At 57.6% G+C, this 25,711-nt stretch carries 23 protein-coding genes and 3 tRNA genes; 15 read left to right on the top strand and 11 right to left on the bottom strand.

The annotated features are described in order from the left end of the window. Positions 1–475 precede the first annotated feature (475 nt). The 3 genes from R3F64_RS07350 (at position 476) to ttcA (ending at position 3,944) form a co-directional block, all read left to right on the top strand. Positions 476–2,305 (top strand): putative nucleotidyltransferase substrate binding domain-containing protein, encoded by a 1,830-nt coding sequence (locus R3F64_RS07350; protein ID WP_332610675.1) that lies wholly within the window; start codon positions 476–478, stop codon positions 2,303–2,305. Continuing rightward, a complete protein-coding gene (locus tag R3F64_RS07355; protein WP_233337279.1) occupies positions 2,302–2,943 on the top strand; it encodes a DNA polymerase III subunit epsilon in 642 nt (213 codons plus the stop codon). The genes R3F64_RS07350 and R3F64_RS07355 overlap by 4 nt, the downstream gene beginning before the upstream one ends. Positions 2,944–3,020: 77 nt before the next feature. After that, a complete protein-coding gene (gene ttcA / locus R3F64_RS07360) occupies positions 3,021–3,944 on the top strand; it encodes a tRNA 2-thiocytidine(32) synthetase TtcA (protein WP_085917103.1) in 924 nt (307 codons plus the stop codon). On the opposite strand, the gene fnr is transcribed toward ttcA, so the two are convergent. Together fnr and hemN are read right to left on the bottom strand one after the other, a co-directional pair. After that, a complete protein-coding gene (gene fnr, locus R3F64_RS07365) occupies positions 3,941–4,678 on the bottom strand; it encodes a fumarate/nitrate reduction transcriptional regulator Fnr (RefSeq protein ID WP_199283961.1) in 738 nt (245 codons plus the stop codon). The genes ttcA and fnr overlap by 4 nt on opposite strands. A gap of 63 nt (positions 4,679–4,741) precedes the next feature. Next, positions 4,742–6,157, bottom strand: coding sequence for an oxygen-independent coproporphyrinogen III oxidase (gene hemN, locus R3F64_RS07370; RefSeq protein WP_332610677.1), 1,416 nt, complete (start codon positions 6,155–6,157; stop codon positions 4,742–4,744). A 58-nt stretch (positions 6,158–6,215) separates the two neighbouring features. Here hemN and R3F64_RS07375 point away from each other — a divergent pair, with 58 nt between their 5' ends. The 4 genes from R3F64_RS07375 (at position 6,216) to R3F64_RS07390 (ending at position 7,448) form a co-directional block, all read left to right on the top strand. Continuing rightward, positions 6,216–6,995, top strand: a complete 780-nt coding sequence (locus R3F64_RS07375) for an alpha/beta fold hydrolase (protein ID WP_309780549.1) — start codon at positions 6,216–6,218, stop codon at positions 6,993–6,995. Between the two features lie 120 nt (positions 6,996–7,115). Then, a tRNA-Val gene (locus R3F64_RS07380) sits at positions 7,116–7,191 on the top strand. Between the two features lie 63 nt (positions 7,192–7,254). Continuing rightward, positions 7,255–7,331: transfer RNA gene (locus R3F64_RS07385), tRNA-Asp, on the top strand. Positions 7,332–7,371: 40 nt separating this feature from the next. Continuing rightward, a tRNA-Asp gene (locus R3F64_RS07390) sits at positions 7,372–7,448 on the top strand. A gap of 115 nt (positions 7,449–7,563) precedes the next feature. On the opposite strand, the gene R3F64_RS07395 is transcribed toward R3F64_RS07390, so the two are convergent. From R3F64_RS07395 to R3F64_RS07415, 5 genes are all read right to left on the bottom strand, one after another. Further along, the gene (locus R3F64_RS07395; protein WP_332610681.1) at positions 7,564–7,965 is read right to left on the bottom strand and encodes a heme-binding protein; all 402 of its coding nucleotides are present in this window, start codon (positions 7,963–7,965) and stop codon (positions 7,564–7,566) included. A gap of 77 nt (positions 7,966–8,042) precedes the next feature. Next, positions 8,043–9,272: a glycolate oxidase subunit GlcF gene (gene glcF, locus R3F64_RS07400; protein WP_085917108.1), complete on the bottom strand. Its 1,230-nt coding sequence runs from the start codon at positions 9,270–9,272 to the stop codon at positions 8,043–8,045. 14 nt (positions 9,273–9,286) lie between these two features. Beyond that, entirely contained in the window at positions 9,287–10,387 is a 1,101-nt protein-coding gene (glcE, locus tag R3F64_RS07405; RefSeq protein WP_332610683.1) for a glycolate oxidase subunit GlcE, read from the bottom strand. Positions 10,388–10,420: 33 nt separating this feature from the next. Then, positions 10,421–11,920 (bottom strand): glycolate oxidase subunit GlcD, encoded by a 1,500-nt coding sequence (gene glcD, locus R3F64_RS07410; protein WP_085917110.1) that lies wholly within the window; start codon positions 11,918–11,920, stop codon positions 10,421–10,423. Positions 11,921–12,064: 144 nt separating this feature from the next. Then, entirely contained in the window at positions 12,065–13,762 is a 1,698-nt protein-coding gene (locus tag R3F64_RS07415; protein ID WP_085917111.1) for an L-lactate permease, read from the bottom strand. A 387-nt stretch (positions 13,763–14,149) separates the two neighbouring features. On the opposite strand from R3F64_RS07415, the gene R3F64_RS07420 reads away from it, so the two are divergent. Then, positions 14,150–14,845 (top strand): glutathione S-transferase family protein, encoded by a 696-nt coding sequence (locus R3F64_RS07420; protein WP_199285505.1) that lies wholly within the window; start codon positions 14,150–14,152, stop codon positions 14,843–14,845. A 126-nt stretch (positions 14,846–14,971) separates the two neighbouring features. After that, positions 14,972–15,328 (top strand): phasin family protein, encoded by a 357-nt coding sequence (locus R3F64_RS07425; protein ID WP_085917112.1) that lies wholly within the window; start codon positions 14,972–14,974, stop codon positions 15,326–15,328. A 104-nt stretch (positions 15,329–15,432) separates the two neighbouring features. On the opposite strand, the gene uraD is transcribed toward R3F64_RS07425, so the two are convergent. Continuing rightward, on the bottom strand, positions 15,433–15,981 hold the full coding sequence (gene uraD, locus R3F64_RS07430) for a 2-oxo-4-hydroxy-4-carboxy-5-ureidoimidazoline decarboxylase (RefSeq protein ID WP_332610686.1): 549 nt from the start codon (positions 15,979–15,981) through the stop codon (positions 15,433–15,435). Between the two features lie 126 nt (positions 15,982–16,107). Here uraD and uraH point away from each other — a divergent pair, with 126 nt between their 5' ends. Genes uraH through R3F64_RS07445 form a run of 3 tightly spaced genes read left to right on the top strand, consistent with a single transcriptional unit; the run spans position 16,108 to position 18,418 of the window. Then, complete coding sequence (uraH, locus tag R3F64_RS07435) at positions 16,108–16,461, top strand: hydroxyisourate hydrolase (protein ID WP_268901928.1); 354 nt, start codon at positions 16,108–16,110, stop codon at positions 16,459–16,461. 15 nt (positions 16,462–16,476) lie between these two features. Continuing rightward, the gene (locus R3F64_RS07440; RefSeq protein WP_332610688.1) at positions 16,477–17,688 is read left to right on the top strand and encodes a urate hydroxylase PuuD; all 1,212 of its coding nucleotides are present in this window, start codon (positions 16,477–16,479) and stop codon (positions 17,686–17,688) included. Positions 17,689–17,704: 16 nt separating this feature from the next. Further along, complete coding sequence (locus R3F64_RS07445; protein ID WP_085917116.1) at positions 17,705–18,418, top strand: GntR family transcriptional regulator; 714 nt, start codon at positions 17,705–17,707, stop codon at positions 18,416–18,418. Between the two features lie 226 nt (positions 18,419–18,644). Here the strand turns inward: R3F64_RS07445 and R3F64_RS07450 are convergent, their stop codons facing one another. From R3F64_RS07450 to R3F64_RS07460, 3 genes are all read right to left on the bottom strand, one after another. After that, positions 18,645–20,126: an NCS1 family nucleobase:cation symporter-1 gene (locus R3F64_RS07450; RefSeq protein WP_264823620.1), complete on the bottom strand. Its 1,482-nt coding sequence runs from the start codon at positions 20,124–20,126 to the stop codon at positions 18,645–18,647. A gap of 29 nt (positions 20,127–20,155) precedes the next feature. Beyond that, positions 20,156–21,526 carry an NCS1 family transporter gene (locus R3F64_RS07455; RefSeq protein ID WP_085917118.1) on the bottom strand — a complete coding sequence of 457 codons (1,371 nt, stop codon included), beginning with the start codon at positions 21,524–21,526 and terminating at the stop codon, positions 20,156–20,158. Between the two features lie 120 nt (positions 21,527–21,646). Further along, entirely contained in the window at positions 21,647–22,405 is a 759-nt protein-coding gene (locus R3F64_RS07460) for an aspartate/glutamate racemase family protein (RefSeq protein WP_264823619.1), read from the bottom strand. A gap of 314 nt (positions 22,406–22,719) precedes the next feature. Between R3F64_RS07460 and puuE the strand changes: the two genes are divergently transcribed. From puuE to R3F64_RS07475, 3 genes are all read left to right on the top strand, one after another. Next, on the top strand, positions 22,720–23,649 hold the full coding sequence (gene puuE / locus R3F64_RS07465; RefSeq protein WP_085917119.1) for an allantoinase PuuE: 930 nt from the start codon (positions 22,720–22,722) through the stop codon (positions 23,647–23,649). A 21-nt stretch (positions 23,650–23,670) separates the two neighbouring features. Continuing rightward, positions 23,671–24,546 carry a MurR/RpiR family transcriptional regulator gene (locus tag R3F64_RS07470; protein ID WP_085917120.1) on the top strand — a complete coding sequence of 292 codons (876 nt, stop codon included), beginning with the start codon at positions 23,671–23,673 and terminating at the stop codon, positions 24,544–24,546. Positions 24,547–24,852: 306 nt separating this feature from the next. Then, on the top strand, positions 24,853–25,707 hold the full coding sequence (locus R3F64_RS07475) for a transporter substrate-binding domain-containing protein (RefSeq protein ID WP_085917121.1): 855 nt from the start codon (positions 24,853–24,855) through the stop codon (positions 25,705–25,707). The last annotated feature ends 4 nt before the right edge of the window (positions 25,708–25,711 follow it).

Consider the following 25,711-nt stretch of genomic DNA (forward strand, 5'->3'; position numbering starts at 1 on the left):
GTTCGTTAACACGTCACTTGGCTAAGAAGGACTTTGAGTGGTGCAACGACGTGCGATTACCCTGCATGACTCACTGACAATACTGGGCAATAAATGCAAAAATTAAATCCCAGACTTTGGTATCAATAAACTTTGGTGGTGAACAAAAGGTATCCAATCAGTTGAAAATGAGCCTTTTTGTGGGTTTTTGACGCTATCGTGCAAAGTTTTATTAGCTGCATGGGACGATGGTCTAGGTGGGGAGTATAGGGCGATGTTTGCTATGTTCAGAAGATGGAAAGCCCGCTTTTTTAATAAGTCTAAAAGGGACGATTTGTTTTGTCAGTGACATGCCGACAACGTAAATAAGGCGCATTAGACATTAGCGCAATAACCCAAAGTAGTAGTTGAGAGACTGGTTGAGAAGAGTGGTTGTGAGATGTAGTTGAGACCGTCAGGTTATCTGACTCCGCATTATTCTAATGAGGTCATGCCCATGGTAGATGTAGACCTTTCCCAGCCCCCGTTTTCACTGCTGGATGACGAGGGCAAGGATCACGTGCGTCGTGGCATGGACCTCGCCTATTTTGAACGCCACGATATTATTGTCGAGACAGGCCAGGCTGGCGAGTACGTCTATTTGATCCACAGGGGTGAGGTCGCTGAACTGGACCCTACCTTGCCGTCATCCATGTCACGTATCGGGCACTACACGGCAGGCGACTTATTTGGCGCAATCAGTATATTGAACGGTAAAAGCCGCTACCGCTTTCAAGCGGAGCAGGAATGCCTTTGTTACCTGATGCCCAAAGCGTTATTCAAGACGCTGTGTCAGAAGTACCCCGAGTTTAGCCAGTTCTTCCGCCAGTCACTGGCCCATAAAGCTCGCCTGTTGACCGAAAAGCGCGCCGAAGGCGGCGTGACGATGGCGGGCTTCATGCTGGCCCGCGTCAGCGAATGCATGCGCGCACCGCTTCTTCTGCCTGCCAACGCGGATATCGACAAGGCCGTGCGCACGCTCAGCGACAGCCATGCCGACAGTTTGCTGGTCGATGCCTCCAGCCAGACGGGTATGGTGACCAAGACCGACCTGCTCAATGCCATTGTGCTGTCGCAGCGCCCGGTGACCACGGCGCTTGCCGATATCGCCCAATATACCCTGGTGACGGTGAAGTCCGATCAATACTTGTTTGAAGCGCTGGTCAGCATGACGCGTCACAAGGTAACGCGTGTCGTGGTGGTGGACGATAAACAGGTCGTCGGCGTCGTCGAGTTGACCGATGTGCTGAGTTATTTCTCCAGTCGCAGTTATGTGGTCAGTCTCCAGGTTGAACAGGCCCATGACTTGACCGAGTTGGCAACTGCCAGCCACCGCACGCCCGAATTGGTCAGCGCGCTGATGGCCCAGGGTGTGAAGCTGCGTTTTGCGATGGATCTGCTGGCGGCACTGAACGGTCGCATCATGAGCAAGGCCTGGGAGTTCACGATTGATGCGGCGCACCACCAAGACAGCTGCATGATGGTCATGGGCAGTGAGGGGCGCGGCGAACAAATTCTCAAGACCGATCAGGATAATGGGCTGATTCTGGCCGATGATGCAGACTGGACCGCGGTGCACGACGACATGCAACGGCTTACCTCGACCCTGATCGAGCTGGGGTATCCGCCGTGCCCGGGCAATATCATGGTGTCGAACCCGGACTGGGTCGCCACGGTGAGTGAATGGAAAGGGCGCATTGCGCGCTGGGCCAGCGCGCGGGACGGCGACAGTCTGATGAAACTTGCCATCATGCTTGATTCCCACGGCGTGGCGGGCAATCCGAGCCTGCTGGAAAGCGTGCGCGAAGAGCTGTTCGAGCGCTGCTCGCGGGATGAGTTGCTGCTGTCTTACTTCGCCCGCACCGCGCTGCGCTTTTCCACGCCGCTGACGCTGTTCGGTTCGCTAAAGAAGCCCCAGCACGGTATCGATATCAAGAAAGGCGGCATTTTTCCCATTGTCCATGGTGTTCGTACACTGGCGCTTGAACGGCGTATTCATGCCACCTCGACATTTGAGCGTCTGGATGCACTGGCAGAGGACGGGCGACTCAACCGTCGTTTTGCCGATGACCTTGGCGAAGCCCTGGCGCTGTTTAGCGAGTTGCGGCTCAAACAGCAACTGGACGACATTACCAACGACGGCTCCGGTGACCAACAGGAGCGATCCAACCGCGTCGTGGTGCAGGAATTATCGTCGTTGGAGCGCGATTTACTGCGCGAAGCGCTGCATATCGTCAAGGATTTCAAGCAGCGTCTCTCGCATCGTTACCATTTGGAGTATTCGTGATCAGTCGACACTATCTGGACGCCCCTTTCGCTTGGCTTGGCGGCATGCTGCGCAGAGGAAGCGAGCGCCGCCGTTATGCAGCTTCTCCCTACGCATGGCTCTTCCAGCCCTACCTGGGCAATGAGCTGGTGGCATTGGCATGCTTTGCTCACCATGGCGTCATGAGCGTAGCAGCGGTCACACTGCGCCAGCATCAGGTGCTGACCAGTCGTGCCTGGGTGGCAGCGCTCATTGAAGACGCGTGCGGAAGTGATGCCGCCGAGCGGCGCCATCAACTGCTGTATAGCGTCGAGGCGACCAAACCGTTGAACATTGAAAGCCTGCGCTCGCTGGTTGAGTTTATCGGTAATCGGCCAATCATTGGCTGGCAACTCGACCAGCGTCTCGCCCCGCTTGAGCAGGCGCTTCGCCATCATTTGGGGTTTGGCCTGCCCAATGCCCGGGTGGATGTTACCAAGCTGCATCAGCGCCATCTGCGTCGTCTACATCCCCAGGCGGAACACGCGGCCGAGCTGGCGCGTGCGCTTGACTGCTGGCAAGTGCCCAGTAAGACGCCTCAGCGGGCACTGGAAGACGCCACAGCCAGCGCGCTCTTGTACCTTCGTCTGCAGCGTAACGAGGTAGATACTGTTTCATAGCGGCCTGCGATTGGGTCATTGCGCTGTGAGTTGCTAGAATAACTGCTGCTTCTCTTACCATCGGCAGTGCTATTACCATGCAACATGATCCTGTTCATTTTGACCCAGCGTTGGCGACTGCCGACGCGACATCCAGCTTATCCGAAGCGGCTGACACTTCGGAGTCCCAAGATGTCAGACAAAAACGCGAGTTCAATAAGCTGCAAAAGCGGCTCCGCCGTGAAGCGGGCAATGCGATTATCGACTATCGCATGATCGACGAAGGTGACCGCGTCATGGTGTGCCTGAGCGGTGGCAAGGATAGCTATACCATGCTGGAAATGCTGCTCAGCCTGCAGCGCAACGCACCGGTCAACTTCTCGCTGATAGCCGTCAACATGGACCAGAAACAGCCGGGGTTTCCCGAGCATGTGCTGCCGACCTATCTCGAGCAACGCGGTGTGGACTACCACATTCTGGAACGTGATACCTATTCGGTGGTGAAGGAGAAAACCCCCGAAGGCAAAACCACCTGCGCGCTGTGTTCGCGCTTGCGGCGCGGGTCGCTGTATGGCTTTGCCGAGGAAATCGGTGCGACCAAGATTGCCCTGGGGCATCACCGGGAAGATATCCTGGAAACGCTGTTTTTGAACATGTTTTTCGGTGGCAGTTTGAAATCAATGCCGCCCAAGCTGCTCTCCGACGATGGCAAGAATATCGTCATCCGGCCGCTGGCCTACTGCAAAGAAGCGGATATTGCCGAGTACGCGCGTTTGATGGCGTTTCCCATTATCCCCTGCAACTTGTGCGGCTCCCAGCCCAATATGCAGCGCCAGGTGGTCAAGGAAATGTTGGCCGAATGGAACAAGAAACACCCTGGCCGCCTGGAAAGCATGTTCAAGGCCGTCACCAACGTCGCGCCTTCACAGCTGGCCGACCGCGACCTGTTCGACTTTGCCGGGCTGGAGGCCAAGCAGGCGGAATTGAGGGCGGGGCGTATTCAGGCGCTCAACGTCGGTTAAGCAGGCTCTTCTTCGGCGAGCCGTTGAAGCTTCGCCATGTCGAGAATGTTTACCTCACGACCGGAAATGGCGACCACGTCCTGTGACTGGAAGCGACTGACAATCCGGCTGACGGTCTCAACGGCAAGGCCCAGGTAGTTGCCGATATCAGCCCTGGGCATGGAAAGACGGAAGCTATAGGGCGAGTAACCCCGGCGACGGAAGCGATCGGAAAGCGTGACCAGGAAGGTTGCCAATCGCTGATCAGCGGTCTTGCCCGATAGCAGACGCATCATTCGCCGGTCATTGCGCAGTTCTTTGCTCATGCTGCGATATATCTGGCCGCGTAACTCGGGCAGTTTCTCAGACAGTTGGTCAAGGCGGTCAAAGGGAATCTCACACACAGTGGTGGTTTCCAGGGCGATTACGCTGCCGGGGTAGTGCGGCTCATCGATAGCATCAAGCCCCACCAATTCACTGGGCAGGTAAAAGTTGGTCAGTTGGTCATGCCCGCCACCTTCGCTGGTGACCTGCTTGAGGCTACCAGAGCGCACCGCATAGACACTGTTGAAGGCATCCCCCTGATGAAACAGATGCTCTCCTTTCTTGAGGGGGGCGCGTCGCCGAATGATCGCGTCAAATTGATCGATATCCTCAAGCTCCAGTGCCAGCGGCAGGCACAGCGAACTCAAGCTGCAGGTCTGGCAGCGTGCTTCGTGCAGGACGGCGCGCCGCCGTTGCGGGGCTTCCAGCATAAGAGTCTCCAAAAGAGAATTCGTATGTTCATTATGGAAGCGTGTGCCCATGAATAACAACTGCTAAACAATATTCGAGTAGTGGTTGTCGGTTTGAGAAAGCAAGCGTGCATCAAAGGCCATGGCCAGGTGGCGTATTAACAGGCGTCCGACAGGCGTCACCTCCAGTAAACTGCCGCGGATATCGATCAAGCCGTCGTGTTGCGCCTGCTCCAGGGCGTTCAAGGCCGATTGAAAATAATCTCGCGCATCGACCTGCCAGCGCTCACTGAGCGCTGACAAGTCGAGCCGCATATCGCACATTAAACGCTCGATGGCTTCACGGCGAAGCAGGTCGTCTCGACATAGCCGTATGCCGCGTTGTGTGGCCAGTTGCCCTTGGTCAATCGCCGCCTCGTAGTGCTCAAGCGTGCTTTTGTTTTGTGCGTAGCTGTCATTCAGGCGTGAAATGGCGGAGACCCCAAGGCCGATAAGGTCGCATTGGGCGTGGCTGGAATAACCTTGAAAGTTGCGTTGTAGCGTACCGTGACGCTGGGCGATGGCCAGGCTGTCATCAGGGCGGGCAAAATGGTCCATGCCGATATGCACGTAGCCGGCGGTTGTGAGCAATTCAATCGTGATGCGCAGCATCGCCAGCTTTTCGTTGTGACTGGGTAGCTCGGCATCAAGGATCCGTCGCTGTGGAGGGAATCGCTGGGGCAAATGGGCGTAATTGAAGACCGACAGGCGTGCGGGGTTCAGCTCGATCACCTGGCGAAGGGTTTGTGCAAAGCTGTCTGGGGTTTGTCTGGGCAGGCCGTAAATCAAGTCGAGGTTTAACGAACGGAAGCCCAGTCGATGGGCTTCTTCCATCAACGTTTCGGTTAGCGCCCGCGGCTGGGGGCGATTGATCGCCTTTTGAACCCGTGGATCGAGGTCTTGTACGCCCAGGCTCAAGCGATTGAAACCCAGTGACTGTAGATGACGCAGCGTCAGCACATCGGCTTCGCGAGGGTCGATTTCGATGGCATAGTCGCGCTCAGGGGCGTCTGAAAGCCCGAAGTGCGCATCCAGCTTATCCACCAGTTCGCTCATTTGATCGAGAGTCAGAAACGTCGGTGTGCCACCGCCCCAGTGGAGCTGTTCAACCGGGCGTCGGGTATCCAGATGCTGCGCTGTCAGCGCCATTTCCGTGTCGAGCCTTGCGAGGTAGGGCGCGGCGAGCGCGGTGTTTTTGGTCGCGATCTTGTTGCACGCACAGTAAAAGCAGACTTTGCGGCAGAAGGGGACGTGCACATACAGTGATAGTGGCCGTTGAGCTTCGTTACTGCGTTGCAGTGCCGCGCTAAACTCGTCGGCAGTGAACGTCGCGTCAAAGGATAGCGCGGTCGGGTAGGATGTATAGCGCGGTCCGCTTTTCGCATAGCGATGGAGGCGGTCAGGGGCCCACACCGGCGACGCGAGTGGATTACCAGGCGCTGAATGAATAGGGGCAGGCATGAGGCAGGGCTCCAGACTGAGTATTGATTCATGGTAGCGAGTGCCGCACGAGGCAACGTTGAGCCACGTCAAGGAAAAGCCCGTTACCGACAAGCGACACAGGAGGGGTGAGTTGGACGCGCAATGGCCAGAGGAAAAAGTCGTCAGCCAGCAGTTGCTGGCTGAAGCGGTCGCCGAGCAGGCCGAAGGCTGTTTTTGGCGGGAGGGCCTGGGGCCGCTCAGGCTTTATGGCCAGGCAGACCTCGGCTGCCTACTGCTCGCTCATGGAGCGGGTGCCGGGCAGCGTTCGGCCTTCATGCAGCAGTTTGCCAGTGCACTCGCGCGAAGGGGGCTGCAGGTGATTACCTTTGATCTGGGCTACATGCAGCAAATGCAGGCGACGGGCAAACGCCGCCCACCGCCCGCCATCGAACGGAGCGTTGCTGAACTGGCGCGTTGGTATGCCTGCCTGTCGCCGCTAACGATCAAGCCGCTATGGCTGGGGGGTAAATCCATGGGGGGCCGTGTGGCGAGTATGCTGGCAAGCGAGCAGCCTTGCCCCGGGCTGGTGATTGCCGGTTATCCCTTTCATCCCCCCAAAGCGCCCGACAGACTGCGCCTGGCGCACTGGTCGAAGGTGCCGGTGCCGGCGCTCATACTTCAGGGCGAGCGCGATCCGCTGGGGAATCGTGATGAAGTCGCGGGGTATGCGCTACCGGATAATGCCCGCGTGACCTGGTTGACCGATGGCGATCACGACTTCAAACCCCGCCGGGCATCGGGGCTTGATCAGACGATTTTGATTGACGAGGCAGCGGCTCATGGGGCATCCTTCGTGCGCGCTCAATCGCCGCAGTGAGGCGTCTGGAAAATTGCGTTGGAAACTGTCGTTGTAAGGACCGTATCTGGACGCAGTATTTCGACATAGTCTGTTGACTTCCTTCGCATCTACTGTAGAATGCAGCGCCACGTGACCAGCGGGTGGTTAGCTCAGTTGGGAGAGCACCAGCCTTACAAGCTGGGGGTCACTGGTTCGAACCCAGTACCACCCACCATCTCTTGATGGCCTGGAAACGTTGCAGTAAGGAAAGCACCTAGCGTTAGCAGTGCGATACAGCGGACCGGTAGTTCAGTTGGTTAGAATGCCGGCCTGTCACGCCGGAGGTCGCGAGTTCGAGTCTCGTCCGGTCCGCCATCGTCACTTTTTCGTTTGTTTTCCATGTTTTGTCGTATGCGGACCGGTAGTTCAGTTGGTTAGAATGCCGGCCTGTCACGCCGGAGGTCGCGAGTTCGAGTCTCGTCCGGTCCGCCATTACGCAGCTTTTATCTCCAGCAGCCAGAATTATCGGTTTTATACCGAACGAATTTAAAAAAGCCCCGGATCATCGATCCGGGGTTTTTCGTATGTGCTTTATACAGCCGCTAACTCAGGCAATCGCACCCACGCCCACTTTGGCGACCTGAACGTCCTGGTCCGGTTTGACGCCGGAAATACCTACCGAGCCGACCACCTGGCCGTCGACGATAATCGGCACGCCGCCGGAGAGCAGCCCTTGAAGTGGTGCGGATACAAAGGCGGTACGGCCGCCGTTGATCATCTCTTCAAAGACCTGGGTTTCTTTGCGACCTACCGCCGCGCTGCGTGCTTTCTGGGTGGCCACATCGGCGCTGAAGGGCGCCGCGCCGTCCAGGCGGCGTAGGGCAAGCAGATGACCACCATCATCAGCGACGGCGATGGTCACCGCCCAGCCATTGCTATCGGCTTCTTTTTGGGCGGCATCAAGTACGTGGGTAACGTCTGCTTGGGATAAGACAGCTTTAGTTTGCATCAGGTGGTCCTTTGGTTGGTTTGCCGTTAAACATGCCCGTGCCATTCGCTTGGCACGGGGTAATGTGATGTGTGGAATCAGTGTAACGCAGCGTCGACGATTTCCACCCAATGGCGTACCGGCGTGCGGTTGGCACCGGCCAGGTGGGTTTGGCAGCCAATGTTGGCGGTGACAATCATTTCCGGATTGCCCGCTTCCAGAGCGTTGAGTTTATTGTCGCGTAGCTGGGTCGCCAGTTCAGGCTGGGTGATCGAATAAGTGCCCGCCGAGCCGCAGCATAGGTGAGCATCCTGCACCGGAGTCAGTGCAAAGCCAAGCTTGGTCAGCACACCTTCAACCGCGCCGTTGAGCTTCTGAGCGTGCTGCAGCGTGCAGGGGCAGTGAAACGCCAGCCGCTGGCTGGCTTGCACATCCAGTGACTCAAGCGGTTCGTCACGCAGCACTTCGACGATGTCCTTTGCCAGGGCGCTGATTTTCTCGGCCTTGTCGGCATAGTCCGGGTCGTCTTTGAGCATTTCGCCATACTCTTTGACGAAGGCGCCGCAGCCGCTTGCGGTTTGCACGATGGCTTCGGCACCTTGCTCAACGTGTGGCCACCAGGCGTCAATATTGGCCCGCACACGGGCGAGGCCAGCTTGCTGGGCATTGAGGTGGAAGTCGATCGCGCCGCAGCAGCCCACCTCGGATACCGGCGTCACGCTGATGCCCAAACGGTCGAGGATCCTTGCGGTGGCGGCATTGGTGTTGGGCGATAGACCTGGCTGGACGCAGCCTTCCAGCATCAATACCTGACGACTGTGCTGGGTACTCGGCCGCTGACCCGCGTCGACTGGCGCGCCCGGCATTTTGCTGCGTAGCTTGCCGGGTACCAGGGGTTTGAAAGTTTGGCCCAGCGCCAGCAGTGCCTTGAAACGCTGCGGCTCGACCAGCATTTTGCGTAGTGCATAACGCTGCGCCCGCTCGGCAGCCGGTCGCGGTACGCGACGCTCAATTTCGGCCCGGCCAATATTGAGCAGCTTGTGATACTCCACGCCTGACGGGCAGGTGGTCTCGCAGTTAAGGCAGGTGAGGCAGCGGTCCAGGTGCAGGCGGGTTTCTTCGGTGACCTGATCGTCGTCATCACGACTCTCAAGTAGCTCCTTCATCAAGTAGATGCGACCACGAGGACCGTCGCGCTCATCGCCCAGCAACTGATAGGTTGGGCAGGTGGCGTTACAGAAGCCGCAGTGCACACAGGTGCGCAGCACGCGGTCGGCTTCCTGGATGTGCGGCTTTTCAAGGTCGGCATCGGTAAACTGCGTTTGCATGTCAGCTCTCCTGATTAAAACGCCGCATAGAGACGTCCCGGGTTAAAAATGCCGTGGGCGTCTAGTTCCGCTTTCAAGTTGCGGTGGTATTTTTCCACCACGCTGGGCAGCGGCGTAAAGGGGCTTTGCGTGCCACCTTGCGCATAGGGGGTATAGCAGGTGGCGTGGCCACCGGCGGTATGGCAGGCATCGCGAAGCGTATCGGCATCCAGCGATGTCTTCACCCAGCGCTGGCTACCGCCCCAATCGTAGAACATATCAGCGTCGTCGGTACCCAACGCCAGAGGCGGTGTGTTGGGTGGCAGCGACAGCCGCCACAGTACCTGGCCTTCATTTGGGGTGAAAAACGCGTGCTGATGGTCGCGCAACTGCTGCCAGAAGCTGGCATCAAGGTCGTCACCGCCCAGGCGTTCACGCGTGGCTTTCACCGAGCTATGACCACCTTCCAGGCGGATAAAAAGCTCGTCCTGATGCCAGGCAGCGGCCGTGATCGGCAGCGGCTGACGGCCAAGCTCGGCGAGCTTCTTCAGCGCATCGTCGATACCCATTGACAGGCGCAAGCTGTGGCTGGCGCTGGGCAACGGCAGTACCTTGAAGGAGATATCGGCCAGCACGCCCAGCGTGCCTTGTGCGCCTGCCATGAGGCGGGAGAAATCGTAACCGGCGACGTTCTTCATTACCTCGCCGCCAAAGCGCAGCAGTTTGCCTTCCTGGGTAATGACCCGTGTGCCGAGAACGAAATCGCGAGCGGCGCCTGCCCAGGGCCGGCGTGGGCCGGAAAGCCCGGTAGCCACAGCGCCGCCAATGGTGCTGGCCTCGCCAAAGGCAGGCGGCTCAAAGGCGAGCATTTGATGGTTCTTGGCCAATTCGGCGTCTAGTGCGCTTAACCGGGTACCGGCGCGAACGGTGACCACCAGCTCGACCGGGTCATAGTCGACAATGCCGCTGTGACCGGCAAGGTTGAGCGCTTGGCCTTCCACCGGGCGGCCATAGAAGGCCCGGGTGTCGCCGCCGACAATGCGCAACGGTGTGCGTGAGGCGTGGGCCTCGCGGACCTGGTCGCACAGCGCCTCGGCGATGTCGCCATCCGTAGTGTGAGTCACGGTGTTAGTCATGGTCTTTCCTAGTCAGGGTCTTTACCTGGCGCATTAGAAACGTGGCAGTTCAGGATGCGGTAATTCGTTGTTATGGACGTGCATCGCGCCGAACTCGGCGCAGCGCGCCAGAGTAGGAATATTTTTGCCCGGATTGAGCAACCGCAGCGGGTCAAACGCCGCTTTCAAGGCATGAAAAACGGTCAGCTCGTCGGGCTGGAACTGGCTGCACATCTGGTTGATCTTTTCCCGGCCTACGCCATGCTCGCCGGTGATCGACCCGCCAGCGGCCACGCACAATTCCAGTATCTTGCCGCCGACATCTTCCGCCAGCGCCAGTTCGCCCTCCTTGTTGGCATCGAACAGAATCAGCGGGTGCATATTGCCGTCGCCGGCGTGAAACACATTGGCCACCAGCAGGCCGCTTTCTTCGGACAGCGCGGCAATGCCCTTGAGCACCCTTGGCAATTCTCGTCGCGGAATAGTGCCATCCATGCAGTAGTAATCCGGCGACATCCGGCCAACCGCCGGGAAGGCATTCTTGCGGCCCGCCCAGAACTTGGCGCGTTCGGCCTCATCGCGGGCCTGCTGAATGTCGGTGGCCCCGGCGTCGATAAGCACGCGGCGAACGGTGTCGCAGTCGTCGTCCACATCGGCTTCCACGCCGTCGAGTTCGCACAGCAGAATGGCTTCGGCATCCAGCGGGTAGCCCGCCTTGACGAAATCCTCGGCAGCCTTGATGGCCAACTTGTCCATCATTTCCAGGCCGCCGGGAATAATGCCTGCGGCGATGATATCGCCTACTGCGCGACCTGCTTTCTCGACGTCGTCGAAGCTGGCCATCAGGACCTTGGCGGTTTCCGGCTTGGGCAATAGCTTGACGGTGATTTCGGTGACGACCCCGAGCATGCCTTCAGAACCGTTCATCAGCGCGAGCAGGTCAAAGCCTGGCGCATCGAGCGCCTCGGCGCCCAGTGTCATGCGTTCACCTTCGATGGTCAGTATGTCGACGCGCATCACGTTGTGAACAGTCAGGCCGTATTTCAGGCAATGCACGCCGCCAGCGTTCTCGGCCACATTGCCGCCAATCGAGCAGGCGATCTGTGACGACGGGTCGGGGGCGTAGTAAAGCCCATAGGGGGCGGCGGCTTCGGAGATCGCCAGGTTGCGTACGCCGGGTTGCACCCTTGCAAGGCGCGCTTCGGGGTCGACCTTGAGAATCTGATTGAAGCGGGACATGACCAGCAGCACGCCGCGTTCCAGAGGCAGCGCGCCCCCGGAAAGCCCGGTGCCCGCGCCGCGCGTGACCACCGGCACGCCGAGAGCGTGGCAGCGTTTGAGCAACCCTTCCACTTCTTCAAGGGTCCCGGGTAGCGCCACCAGCATCGGCAAAATCCGGTAAGCCGCCAGGCCATCGCACTCAAACGGTCGAAGATCCTCTTCGCGGTGGAGTAAGGTAAGCGAAGGCACTGCCTGCTGCAGGTCGGTCAACACCTCGGTTTTATCGCGGCGAACCAGTTCGCCATCGAGGCGCTCATCAAAGAGGATGTTCATGATAGCTCCTGAAGATGAGGAGAGCGTGGGAAGTCCGTGGCTCTATGTTATGGAAAAGATTTCCATAAATCCATCCTGATGATGGTGGAAAGCTTTTGCATAATGTCGCCGAGGTTTCCCCCGGCGACGTCATGGGGTTGAGGATTACGACCCGACAAGCGGGTCGGTAACACCCAGTACATAAAAGGCAATCAAGCCGATCAAGCCTGTGGCGACCAGGTAATAGATCGTCGGCAGGATCGTCTTACGAATGGTAGCCCCTTCGCGGCCTAATAGCCCAACCGTTGCCGACGCAGCGACCACGTTGTGAATCGCAATCATGTTACCGGCGGCTGCCCCAACGGCTTGCAGTGCCACCATCATGGCGGTGGACAGGCCAAGGGTTTCCGCGACACTGAACTGAAACTCGGCCAGCATCAGATTGGACACGGTGTTCGAACCGGCAATAAAGGCGCCCATGGCACCCACAGCTGGTGCGAAGAACGGATAGATATCACCCACGCCGCTGGCAACGGCCTGCGCCATCATCACCGGCATGGACGCGATATCAGCACCGTTAACCCCTGAGTTGATCAAGATTCGTACCATCGGCACGGTAAAAATCAGTACGAAGCCCGCGCCAAAAATGGTTTTGGTGGATTCAGATAGTGCCGCGCTCATCTTGCGGGCATTCATCTGGTGAATAAAGAAGGTGACGGCCACCACTGCCAGAATGATGCCGCCCGGCAGGTAGAGCGGCTGAATACTGCCGCTGATACCTTCCTCGCCGAGGATATTCGACCAGCTCAGGCTCAACGAGGTCAGTGCCGCTTGCAGCGGCTCAATGGTGCGCGACGCCACCAGGAAGACAGCCAGCAGCACATAAGGCACCCAGCCCTTGAAGGTCGACATCGGTGCCTGCCCGACAACGTCTTCAAGCTTGATCTGCAGGTTGCCGATCCACTCGTCGGGCCATGAGGTCGACTCGGGGAAGTCCCAGGTGTCCTTGGGCAGCAGAAAGCCTTTGCGTGCTGCCGGTACGACGATTGCGAGACCCACCATCGCACCGATCATGGACGGAAACTCTGGCCCCAGGAACACGCCCACCAGCATATACGGAACGACGAATGAAATACCCGTAAAGATGGCGAAGGGCACAATCGACAGGCCTTCTTTCCACGACCTGTTGGCACCGAAGAAACGCACCATGATCGTGACCAGAATCAGCGGCATCAGGATGCCGACAATACCGTGGGTGACCGCCACACCGCTGGTTACCTGCTGGAAGAAGATATCCCAGGTTGACCCCACGGATTCCAGTTCAGAGGTGATGCCTGCACGGTCAAGACCACTGCCCACGCCGACGACGATCGGGGTGCCCACGGCGCCAAAGGAGACGGGCGTGGACTGGATCATCATGCCGACCACAACTGCCGCCAGCGCCGGGAATCCCAGAGCGACCATCAGCGGTGCGGCTACAGCGGCGGGGGTGCCAAAGCCGGACGCCCCTTCAATAAAGCAGCCAAACAGCCAGGCAACGATCAGCGCCTGGACGCGGCGGTCGGGGCTGATACCCGAAAAGCCGTTACGAATAGCAGTGATACCGCCCGAGTGCTTGAGCGTATTGAGAAGCAGGATCGCGCCGAAAATAATCCACAACAGCCCTGCCGTTTGGATCAGCCCCTGGATCGTCGAAGCAACTATCCGTGACAAAGACATGTCCCAGGCGGTCAGGCCGATAATGGCCGCCGCCAGGAAGACGATGGGCATGGCGATCTTGGCGGGTATTTTAAAGCCAATGAGCAATATTCCCGCTAACAACAGCGGTGTGAATGCCAGAAGGGCAAGAAATGATTCATTCATGGGAAGAACTCGACTCCTTGTTATTAACCGTTGTGCTCCACAATAATGACGCGCCGTATTTAAGGCATTAGATGTCAGAACGAAAGATACGGCGCTACCGATACGATGACTACTGGTGGAAAATTGGTATGACCAATAACGATCAGTCCTGATGTCATGTTGTAATCTTGTTGTTGTTCGTTAAGTAGCTGTTTATATTATTTTTTATGGAGAATTGTTAAGAAGATATCGAGCGCTACTCATTAGACTAATAGACAGTAGGGTTAGCCTGTCGAGGGTCAGTACTGCACCGCTAATCGCAGGCGCTTGCGTCGTGGAAGACTTGCGGCCATTGTCGGGTTAAGGTGTCCTACCACTATGACCAACAGCAACAAGGAGACGATGACGGTGGCAATCAAACTCTATGATCTGTGTGGTCGCGACGAGCGACTACGTTTTTCGCCCTTCTGCTGGCGAGTGCGCATGGCGCTGGCCCATAAAGGCCTCTCATTTACCACCCAGCCCTGGCGGTTTCTCGAAAAAGACGCTATCGCGTTTGCCAATCACGACAAGGTGCCGGTACTGGTGGATGGTGAGCAAGTGGTGACCGACAGTTTTGATATCATGCGCTACCTTGACGATACCTACCCCCAGGCGCCGCTTTTTGGCGAAGGGGCCAGCTATCAGCGGGCGCGGTTCTTCAAGCATTATGTTGAACGTAGCGTGACGCCCGCACTGTTCAAGATAGTCGCGCTCGACTTGCTGGCGGTGATCCATCCCGACGACCGCGACTATTTCCGTGAGACCCGCGAGGCGCGTTTTGGCTGCACGTTGGAATCGCTTCACCAGCCCGAGAAGGGGCGGGCGCAACTCAAGCAGGCGCTTGCGCCGGTCTACGCTCAACTGAATGACGCCGACTTTATCGATGGCGACTCGCCCGCGGGGGCTGATTACCTGTTATTTGGCAGCATGATGTGGGCATATACCGTATCGAATGAGTCGCTGGTTGATGCAGAAGACGTTGTGGATCAATGGTTTAAGCGCATGCTGGCTGTTCACGATGGCATTGCCGGCAAGGCTGCCACGGTGCGGGATATCGCCTAGTCGAAAATTTATGTTGCACTGCACAAAATCGACTGCTAACGTGTGGTGTAGCAGAGGCGCTGACCTTACTGATATTCCCTTTCCAAGGCGCGCCTATGTCGTTACTCACTTTAAGGAGTTAGCGCGATGAATAAAGCCGCCGAAAAAGCCAGCCAGCAAGTCGAGTCCATCTTTGTATCGCCGATGCGTTCTTACACGCTGACAGCGCTGGACTACTATGATCAGATCGTTAGCGCACAGCTTGACGCTGTTCGTGCCTACTCGGATCTGAGCATTGCCCAGGCTCGCACCTGGCTGGACGTGAAAGATGCCGACAGCTTCAAGAAGGCAATGGAAAGCCAGCAGAAAGCTACCAGCGACCTGATGGAGCGCATGAAGGGTGATGGCGAAAAAGTCACTTCCATCAGCCAGAGCTTCATCAAAGACAGCCAGAAAATGGCCGAAGATACCACCAAGAAAGCGGTAGAGACGGCCAAGCAGTAAGCCTGGTCACTATCGTTTAATCGCCTTGGTTAATGACTGCGCTCTTTTTAGAGCGCAGTTTTTTTGCTGGGTGCTGTATACAAGCGGTTGGTAGGCCGCCAAACCTATTGCTGTTGTTCCGCGGCCCGTGCGCGAAGACGTAGCCTAGCGATGCGGATGATCTGTTCGATGGCGGTTTTGCGCTCTGTCATTGCGTCGTTCTCGAGGCGCTTGGCGAATGCCTCCAAAATGGCGAACCGGTCCAGCCCTTTCACGGCGATCACAAAAGGAAAACCGAATCTTTCCTTGTAGTCGGCGTTAAGCTGCTCGAAGCGGGCAAACTCTTCAGGCGTGCATTGGTCAAGCCCGGCCCCTGCCTGTTCACTGGTAGAGTCCTGGGTCAATCTGCCTGCCATTGCGGCTTTGCCAGCGAGGTCGGGGTGCGCCTGAATAACGCGTATCTGTTTTTCGCTGCTCGCCTGCTGGAGTTGAAGGCCCATTGCGTCAGCCAGGGCATCCGGGTGGTCATGTGCCGAGGTCAAGCCGGTTTCCCAGGCTTCCTGAGCGACCCAGGGAGAGTGCTCGTAGATATCGCCGTAATGCTCGATAAAGGCGTCAAGGGATAGCTCACTCGGGCAGGGTTGAAGGCATAAGTCGGCGGCGGGTGAGGGCATGGGGCGCTCCGGGCTAGGCTGAGTGTGTGATGGCTCAATGTATACAATAAAACAAGCTAACGGTACTCTAAAGCCATCGACACGCGACGCTGAACCCGCGATACACAAAAGCAATAAGGAGCCACCATGGGATATCTGACGACTCACGTGCTGGATACCGCACTCGGGTGCCCCGGCCAGGGCATTGCCATCGATATACTGCGACTAAACGGCAGCGAGCGGCAGCATCTGCACACCGTGATCACCAACCAGGATGGCCGCTGTGATACACCGCTTCTCGAAGGCGATGCTTTTACACCCGGCGAGTACGAGCTGTGCTTCCATGCCGGCGACTACCTACGCGCCAAGAACGTCGACGCCGCTGAACCGCGCTTCCTGGATGTCATTCCCATCCGCTTCGGCGTGGCGGATGCCGAGCAGCACTACCACGTACCGCTATTGCTCTCGCCCTATGGGTACTCGACCTATCGTGGCAGCTGATGGCGGAGGCCAGTGATGCAAACGTATTTGATAGACGCGGTTAACCTGCTGCTGCGGTGGCTGCATGTAATTGCGGCCATCGCCTGGATCGGTGAGTCCATCTATTTCGTGATGCTGGATAACAGCCTGCGTACGCCAAAGGCCGAAGCGGACCGCCAGAAGGGGATTTTTGGCGAGATGTGGGCCGTCCATGGCGGCGGCTTCTATCATAACCAGAAGTACACCACGGCCCCCGACAAACTGCCCAACGACCTGCACTGGTCGTTCTGGAAAGCCTACACTACCTGGCTTTCCGGCTTTGCCCTGTTCGTCATCCTCTACATGGTCAACCCTGGCTTCTACCTGATAAACCCGGATAGCCCGTGGCAGTGGGCGGCCAACATGTCAGGCTGGCAGGCCAACCTGCTGGCGTTACTGTTCCTGCTCGGCGGCTGGGTGGTTTACAACCAGCTGTGCAAACGCATCAGCCCCACCATGCAGCGCGACGGCCTGTTGAGTATCGCTGTGGCGGTCATGATGGTGGTGGTTGCCTATTTAAGCACCCAGCTGTTTGGCGGGCGGGCAGCCTTCCTGCTCACCGGGGCCGTGATGGCCACCGCCATGTCCGCGAATGTGTTCTTCTGGATTATCCCCGGCCAGCGGCGCATGGTGAAGGCCATGAAAGCAGGCGATGCGCCCAACCCTCTGGATGGCAAGCGCGGCAAGCAGCGCTCAGTGCATAACACCTACTTCACCTTGCCCGTGGTACTGCTGATGGTCAGCAACCACTACTCGTTTCTTTACTCCCACGAGCTGGCGTGGGTAGCGATGTCGCTGCTGATCTTTGCAGGCGCTGTTATCCGCCAGTTTTTTGTGCTACTGCACGCGGGCAAGCGGCAGTGGGGCTACCCGGCGGCTGGCGTGGTGCTGGTCATCCTGGCGTTTTGGGTAGCGGCACCGGATTCGCAAACCGCTGACCCATCAGATCGCGACACCCAGGCCAGCGATGTCGGCGACAATCAGATAGCGGGGCTGATCGAGGAGCACTGCGTGCAGTGCCACGCAAGCAATCCTGAACATGCGGGTTTCTCCGCGCCACCGGCCGACTATGCGTTCGACGACTGGGACGACATCCTGGCCCACAAAGCGGTCATACAGCAGGTGGTCGAGAGTCGCTACATGCCGTTAGGTAACATGACCGAGATGAGCGATGAAGAACGCGATACCATCGCCGCCTGGGACGAATGATCAATGAGGAGAGTCGATGAGTGATGCGCAGGCGGTTAAGCGATCGGCGTCGAAAGCGGAAGGCGATGAACGCCACGAGGCGATTTATCGCGCGGTGAGCGACGCGATTGTTGAACAGCGGCTTAAGCCCGGCGCACGGCTGCGTGAAGATGCCTTGGCCGATGTGTTCGGCATCAGCCGCACCGGGATCCGCAAGATATTGCAGCGCCTGGCGCTGGAGCAACTGGTGACCCTGACACCGCGCCGTGGGGCCAGCGTTACCCGGCCCACCGCCGACGAAGCCAAGGATGTGTTTGATGCGCGCCAGTTGATCGAATGCGGGTTAATGCCCGACGTGGCTCGGCGCATGGGCGACAAAGAAGCAGCGGAACTACGCGACATGGCCAAGCGCGAGCGACAGGCGTTGCGCAACGGCGAGCAGAGCGTGGCGATACGCCTGTCAGCGGATTTTCATGTTCGCATAGCGCAGCTTTCCGGCAATGCGACACTGGCAGCCTTCGTGGAAAGCCTGTGTTCACGTTCATCGCTGATCTTGGCCGTCTATGGCCATCCCGGCCACTTAGGTTGTGAATCCCACGACCACGACGACCTGGTCGGCTATCTGGAAACCGGCAATGGCGAGCGCGCAAGCGCGTTTATGAGCCGTCATCTGAAAGCTATTGAAGCCTCGCTCTCGATGGTCGAAGAGGAAGAGAACGTGCCCGATTTGCAGCAGATTTTTGGGGGTTAAGGGGGCTTGCACTTAATTGGTATTGCAATACCAGCCCGACAGAAAAATATGCGCTGTAGATTGAAAAAAGCTCATTACACTGGGCTTCAATACCGCGAAATGAATTGCCATGTGAGGCTACTAACGAGCTTCATAATGACCGGTTTAGAACGACATATAAAAAACGCCATCGGCGTTGAACCGATGGCGTTTAGAATCATTAGCCGCTAGCACCGGCTAATTCATTTCAGCTTGTCTTCTGCTCAGCAAGAGTAGGCTCTACCTTAAACTGCCGCATCAAACCGTAGTAGAAAAGCCCGCCGAGGCCCGCGCCCATTAACCAGCCGTAGCCATTCAGGCTTGCCAGCGCCGGTACCAGCACAGTGGAAATCGAGAACAGTGCTGCCACGCCAAAGGCGATCAGTGCACGGGTATTCCAGCCGTTGGTGTAATAGTAGGCACCGTTGGCGTCGGAGGAAAACAGCTCCTGCATATTCAAATGCTGGCGCTTGATCAGGTAGTAGTCGACCACGATGATGCCGTAGAAAGGGGCCACGATGGCCCCCACCGCATTCACAAACCCAGGTACGCCAATCTGGCTGATGACCGAGACCCACAGCGCGCCAACAAAAAACGCGATGATTGCCGTGATCAGGCCACCCAGTTTAAAGCTCACCTTGCTGGGGAAGAGGTTGGCGAGGTCGTAGGCGGGCGGAATAAAGTTCGCCACCAGGTTGATGCCCACGGTGGCGGCGAAGAAGGTCAGGGCGGCCACGATCGTCAACGCCAGATTATCCACACGTTCGACAATGTCGGAAGGGTTGGTCAACGCCTCGCCGAACAAGACCAGCGTGCCCGCCGTGATGATCAGCGCGATAAACGAGAAGAACGCGACGTTAAGTGGCAAGCCCAGCAGGTTGCCCAGCTTCATCTGGCGTTCGGTTTTCACAAAGCGGGTAAAGTCGCCGAAGTTGATCACCACTGCCGCGAAGTAGGCCACCATGGTGCCCACAATGGCCATGAAGGCACCAACTGGATGCGTGGTGGTATCGGCTTCGCCGCCGCTGAAAATCGTGTCAATCGCAGGCAATAATTCGCTGCCAGCCTTGACCCATACGATGACCATGAGCGCGATCATGACCAGGTAAACCAGCGGCCCTGCCCAGTTGAGGAAGTGCTTGATACGCTCGATGCCCGCCCAGAAGATCGCGATCTGGAACAGCCAGACGATGATGAACGATATCCACGCTAAGCTGGATAATCCCAGGAAAGTGGCGCCGTCACCGCCACCGAACAGCGCTGCCAGCAGCAGCGTCATGGCGGTCGAGGCAAAGTAGGTCTGCACGCCGTACCAGAAAATCCCCACAATCGCCCGCAGCATCGCGGGCAGGTTGGCCCCACGCACGCCCATGCTGGCGCGTACCATCACCGGAAAGGGAATGCCGTACTTGACGCTGGGCTTGCCGGTCAGGTTGACCAGAAACATCACGATCACGCCCGCCAGGATGATGGCGGCCATGACGGCCCAGCCATTGAGGCCGTAAGTCAAAAATAGCGAAGCGGCCAGGGTATAGCCAAAAAGGCTCTGGATGTCGTTGGACCAGACGTTGAATATCTCGAACGCTCCCCAGTTGCGGTCCTGGGGTTTCAGTGGCGCGAGGTCCTCGTTATACAGCGTGGGATCGATATGCTTGATATCCAGATCGCCGACGTCGTTACGCTTGTTCATGGCATTAGCTCTTGTAGTGGCGAGTGGATTTACGAGTTAAAACGCTGGCAGGCGGGCCAGTGCTTCATCAACAGGAAGTAGGTCAGCCCGGCGGGAATCAGGCTGGCGTACCAGGAAACGGCTGAGAACAGCAGCGCCGCCACAATGCCCACGGCGGTGGCGATCAAGGCCGCCGCATTAACACCCCGGTATGGGCCGCTGGCGTCGTAAAGCTTGTCCAGATCCAGCGTGCGACGACGAATCACGTAATAATCCACCACCAGAATGGCGAAGATCGGGCCGAGAAAGGCAGAGTAGGTTTGCACGAAAAGCTGCAACCCTTCTGCCGATCCCGGCTGCACCAGCTTCCAGGGAAAGGTCGCGAACGCCAGCAGTCCGACGATCACGGTGGCCACGGGGAACTTGAGCTTAAAGATATCCATCAGGACGTAGGTGGGCGGAACGACGTTATTCAGAACGTTGGTCGTTACCTGCGCAAAGGCGATGAACAGTAGCGTGGTCATCAGCAGCGGGGTGTTATCCACGGCGTTGGCGAAGACCTGGATGGGGTCGGCGGTGCCGGTGGCTTCCGAGACCATAAAACCAATCAGGCCCATGAACAGCGTGCAGGGCAGAATCGACATGGCATACAGCGTGGTCAGCAGGCCCGGCCCCGAGCCGGTTTTATGCTCCCGAGAGTAGTCGCTGACGTTGAGCATCATGGTGCTGTAGATGCCCAGAAACAGCATGGTTGCGCCCCAGAACGGCATGCCCCAGGAACCTTCCATGGTCAGCAGGTTTGCCGACAGTTCATCGCCGTAGCGCTGAATGGTAGCTACAAACATGTAGACCAGTGACAGGAGAATAAACCCGCTACCCAGATTTTCCAGCCACTTGATGCCCTGAAAACCGGTCACCGAAAGAGCGATTTGCAGCAGCTGGAAGGTAATGAAGTAGAACACCAGATTATCAAAGCCAAACAGCGTCGCTGACACCATGTTCAGCGCACCGGCGCCGATCCAGCTTTGAAACCCGTACCACACGATCGCCGGTACCGCGCGAACCAGCCCTGGCAGCCGGGTGCCCGCAAAGCCAAAGGCGCTGCGGGCCTGGACCATGAAGGGAATGCCGTATTTATAGCCAGCGGCGCCGTTGAGCGCCAAGGCAATGCCAATCACAAAGCAGCCAATGGCGATCGCCAGCGTCGCCTGAATCAGATTGAGCGTGCCGACCACACTCGAACCCATGGCAAAGGTGCCAATGGACACGCAGCCGCCAAACCAGGCAAGAAAATAAGAGGCGCGCCCCATTATTCGCGTACTTTGTGGCGCGAGCGATTCGTCGCCTATGCTTTTCTGGCCGTCGCTGGGTGTAACGGTCGCTGGGTCGTCCGACGTCAGACCCGATGGTGATGCACTCATGGTGTGAACCTCGCAAGATGGCTGTTGTTGACCCTCAGCGGTGCTGGGGATGCTTGCGGCTGGCGTGTGTTTTTGATGCGGTCATTGTTATTGGCTGGCATCGTGATGGTGTCTTGTGGGTTAGCCTCCGGGCGGCAGTGTCAGGTTTGAAAAATCGGCAAACTGACCGGTAAACGGTTTGGGCCGCGGGTAAGCCAGGTCGCCGTGCTTGCTGGTAAAGAGCCCCAGCCCCACCAAGGATTCGGCAAGCTTGAGCCCAGCGCTGACACCCTCGACAACGGGCAGGCCTACCTCACGGCTAATTTCCTGGGTGAGGTTGGCCATGCCGCCGCAGCCCAGCACAATGGCGCCAATACCATCTTCGTCGCGGGCTCGGCAGCATTCTTGCACAATGCGCTGGTAGGCGACTTCGGGGTGGTGTTCAAGGTCCAGAACCGGGATTTCGGCGGCGCGAATGCGTCGACAGTGCTGTCGAAAGCCGTACTGTTCCAGCAGGTGTTCGGCAATGATGCCGGTGCGGCCAAGCGTGGTGACAATCGAAAACCGCGTGCTGATCAGCGTCGCCATGTGAAAGGCGGCTTCGGCAATGCCCACCACCGGGGCGCGGGTCAGCTCACGGGCAGCGAGCAACCCAGGGTCACCGAAACAGGCCACGACATAGGCATCGATGTTGCCTTCCTGCTCGCCCTTGATGACTTCCTGTGCGACGCCGACGGCGCTGATTGCCTCATCGAAATGGCTTTCAATCGACACTGGGCCAGCTTCCGGCTGACAGGCACTGACCTGCGTGCCTGCGGCGGCATAGTCGTTGGCGGCACGATAAATCGAGGCGGTCATTGAGGCCGTGGTATTGGGGTTGATAAGGCGTATATGGGCCACCCGATTCTCCTCTTGGTCACAATACGTTCGTTTCAGGTAAACAATTTATCTTTTCTTGTATACAAAATAGGGCGATTTTTCGCCCACCGCAAGTGCGAGACTGCGTCAAATGTCAAGTTGTTAGTTGACCAATTGATCAACTTTTGCGCTGTTCGCTGCTTTATTGGTAGTGAAACATCCCCTGTCTCAACCTATTCGCTTTGTCGTGCGTTGCGGTTAAGGTTTGATCAGGCTATTTTGTATACAAGCTAATAATGCGTTGCGAATGATCATGTTATGTCGACGCATGCCAGGATTCATCTAAGGAGCCGTCTATGACACAGCGCCATTACCCCCGCGACTTGATCGGTTACGGACGCACCCCGCCCCATGCCAACTGGCCCGGCAACGCTAAAATAGCGGTGCAGTTCGTGCTTAACTACGAGGAGGGTGGCGAGAACTGCGTGCTGCATGGCGACTCAGGTTCCGAGCAGTTCCTGTCAGAAATCATCGGCGCACCGTCCTATCCAGACCGCCATCTGAGCATGGAGTCGATTTATGAATACGGCTCCCGAGCCGGGGTGTGGCGCATTCTGCGCGAGTTCGAGAAGCGTGATTTGCCGCTGACGGTGTTTGGCGTGGCCATGGCGCTGGAGCGCAACCCCGAGGCCGCCCTGGCCTTCAAGGAGTTGGGCCATGAAATTGCCTGCCACGGCTATCGCTGGATTCACTATCAGGAAGTCCCCGAACATATCGAGCGCGAACACCTGCAAAACGCCATGGATATCTTTACACGCCTGTATGGAGAGAAGCCGCTGGGCTGGTACACCGGCCGCGATAGCCCCAATACCCGGCGCCTGGTGCTGGATGAAGGCGGCTTCCTTTACGATAGTGATTATTACGGCGACGACTTGCCTTTCTGGACGCAGGTAACCGATAGTCAGGGCGGTGATCATCATCATCTGATCGTGCCTTATACGCTGGACAGTAACGACATGCGCTTTGCCGCGCCGCAAGGTTTTAATACCGCGGATCACTTCTTTACCTACCTGCGCGATGCGTTCGATGTGCTCTACGCGGAAGGGGAGGAGGCGCCCAAGATGCTTTCGGTGGGCATGCATTGCCGTTTATTGGGGCGTCCAGGGCGTTTTCGTGCCCTGCAGCGCTTTTTGGATTACATCGAAACCCACGACCGCGTTTGGGTGACCCGGCGGGTCGATATCGCCCGCCATTGGGCGGAGCACCACCCGCCATCAACGCGTTAATCAAGCAGCTAAAAGGATATTATGACGCCGCATATCGGACAGCGGATTACCGCCCAGTTTGACGCGCTAAGTGCCCAGGAACAGCGCGTGGCGAGCTTTATCCTCGATCACTTTGATGATCTTGCGGTATACAGCGCTGCCGATTTGGCGCGCTTGACCGGGGTCTCCAAATCGACTGTCAGCCGACTGTTCAAGCGATTGGGGTTCGAAAGCTATCGCTCGGTTAAAGACCACGCCCGTCAACTGCGCAACCTGGGGGTGCCCTTGGTGATCGATGCCAACGCCATGCAGGGTGAGGCGGGCGCGCCGTTCCAGCGTCACTTGCAGCGCGAGCAGGATAATCTGCAGCGCTGCCTGAATGGCATCGCGGCGGATCAATTTACCGCGCTGGTAGAGCGCCTGGCTAGCGCACGTCATGTGGTCGTGATCGGGTTTCGTAACAGCTATCCCTTGGCGCTGCATTTTCGCCAGCAGTTGATTCAGGCACGCTCCCAGGTGCGTGTGGTACCCCAGCCCAACCAATCGTTGGCTGAAGAGATTGTCGATCTCAACGAGCAGGATGTGGTGGTACTGTTTGGTTTTCGCCGCCGCCCGGCAGCATTTGCCGCGCTGGTGAATGCCCTCGAGCACTCGCCAGCCGAGGTGGCGCTGATCGCCGACCCTACCGCGGTAAATTTTGTCTCCCAGGTCGACTGGCTGATGGAAGCGCCGCTGGAAAGCCTCTCGGCGTTTGATAGCTACGCCACCGCCAATAGCCTGATCTGCCTGCTGGCCAACGGCGTATTGCACCGGCGCCTTGGTGAAGGTCGAAAGCGGATCAGTGCGATCAGCGATAGTTACGCTGACCTCAGCGAACTGGAATCACCCATCATGAGTGTTGATTGGAACGCCCAGTAGACTTCCACCCTGTCGTAGTGCATATCGTTCTTTTGTTGGTTTGAAACCGCACCAACACCATGCACACCTCCTTCCTTTCTGGCGCAGCGACCGCTGCACCATCGCCCGTGGTTTCAATAAAGTGCTGTTATAAATGCGGTTAGCGACTTCTGGCATCGCCATTGCTTTTATGTGAGTAGGTGAAACGAAAGTTTCTTGTATCTGCTGTATGAAACAAAGCTTTCATTAGCCTTACATGAATTGCCGCTTCGGCTTATTACATACAAAGCATTCCTTAATAAAACGCGTCCCTGCCAGGAGAGTCCTATGAAATTGTTATCGCAGCGTTTCAACCACGCCTTTAATGGCCGCTTCAAGCGGTTGCAGTCCGGTCTTTTAGCAACGGGCTTGAGTGCCGCTGTTGCCCTGGGGGCTGTCGCGACAAGCCCAGACGTTCAGGCGGATGCCCTTGAGGACATCGAATCCCGAGGCACCGTTCGCATTGCCGTGCCGCAGGATTTTCCGCCGTTCGGCTCGGTGGGTACCGACCTGGAACCCCGTGGCTACGACATTGATATGGCCAACTACCTCGCCGACGAGATGGGCGTGGAGCTTGAATTGATTACCGTGACGAGCGCCAACCGGATTCCCTATTTGCAGACCGGCCAGGCGGATCTGGTGATTTCCAGCCTGGGTAAGAACCCTGAGCGCGAAGCGGCGATTGATTTTTCAGACGCCTATGCGCCGTTCTTTTTGGGTGTGTTCAGCGCCGATGAAGATGAAAGCGTGGAGAGCCCGGAAGGCTTGGCCGATAAAACCATCGGTGTAACCCGTGGTGCCGTGGAAGATATGGAGCTTTCCGAGATTGCACCAGACTCCACCACGGTGCAGCGCTTTGAAGATAACGCCACCACCATTTCCGCGTTTCTTTCCGGGCAGGTCGATTATGTTGCCACCGGTAACGTGGTAGCGGCCGAGATCGCCGAGCGTAATAGCGACCGGGCGCCCTCGCTGGTGTATCAGTTGAAAGATTCACCCTGCTACGTGGGCATGAATAAAAATGAGCCTGCGCTGATGAAAGAGGTTAACCGCCTGATCGCCCAGGCGCTTGAAGACGGCACCTTAAACGAGATGTCCCAGCGCTGGTTCAGTGCCGACCTGCCTGAAAACTTCGGTAGCTGAGGTT

This window comes from Halomonas sp. 5021, from assembly GCF_036663435.1.
GTDB classification, from domain to species: Bacteria; Pseudomonadota; Gammaproteobacteria; order Pseudomonadales; family Halomonadaceae; genus Vreelandella; species Vreelandella janggokensis.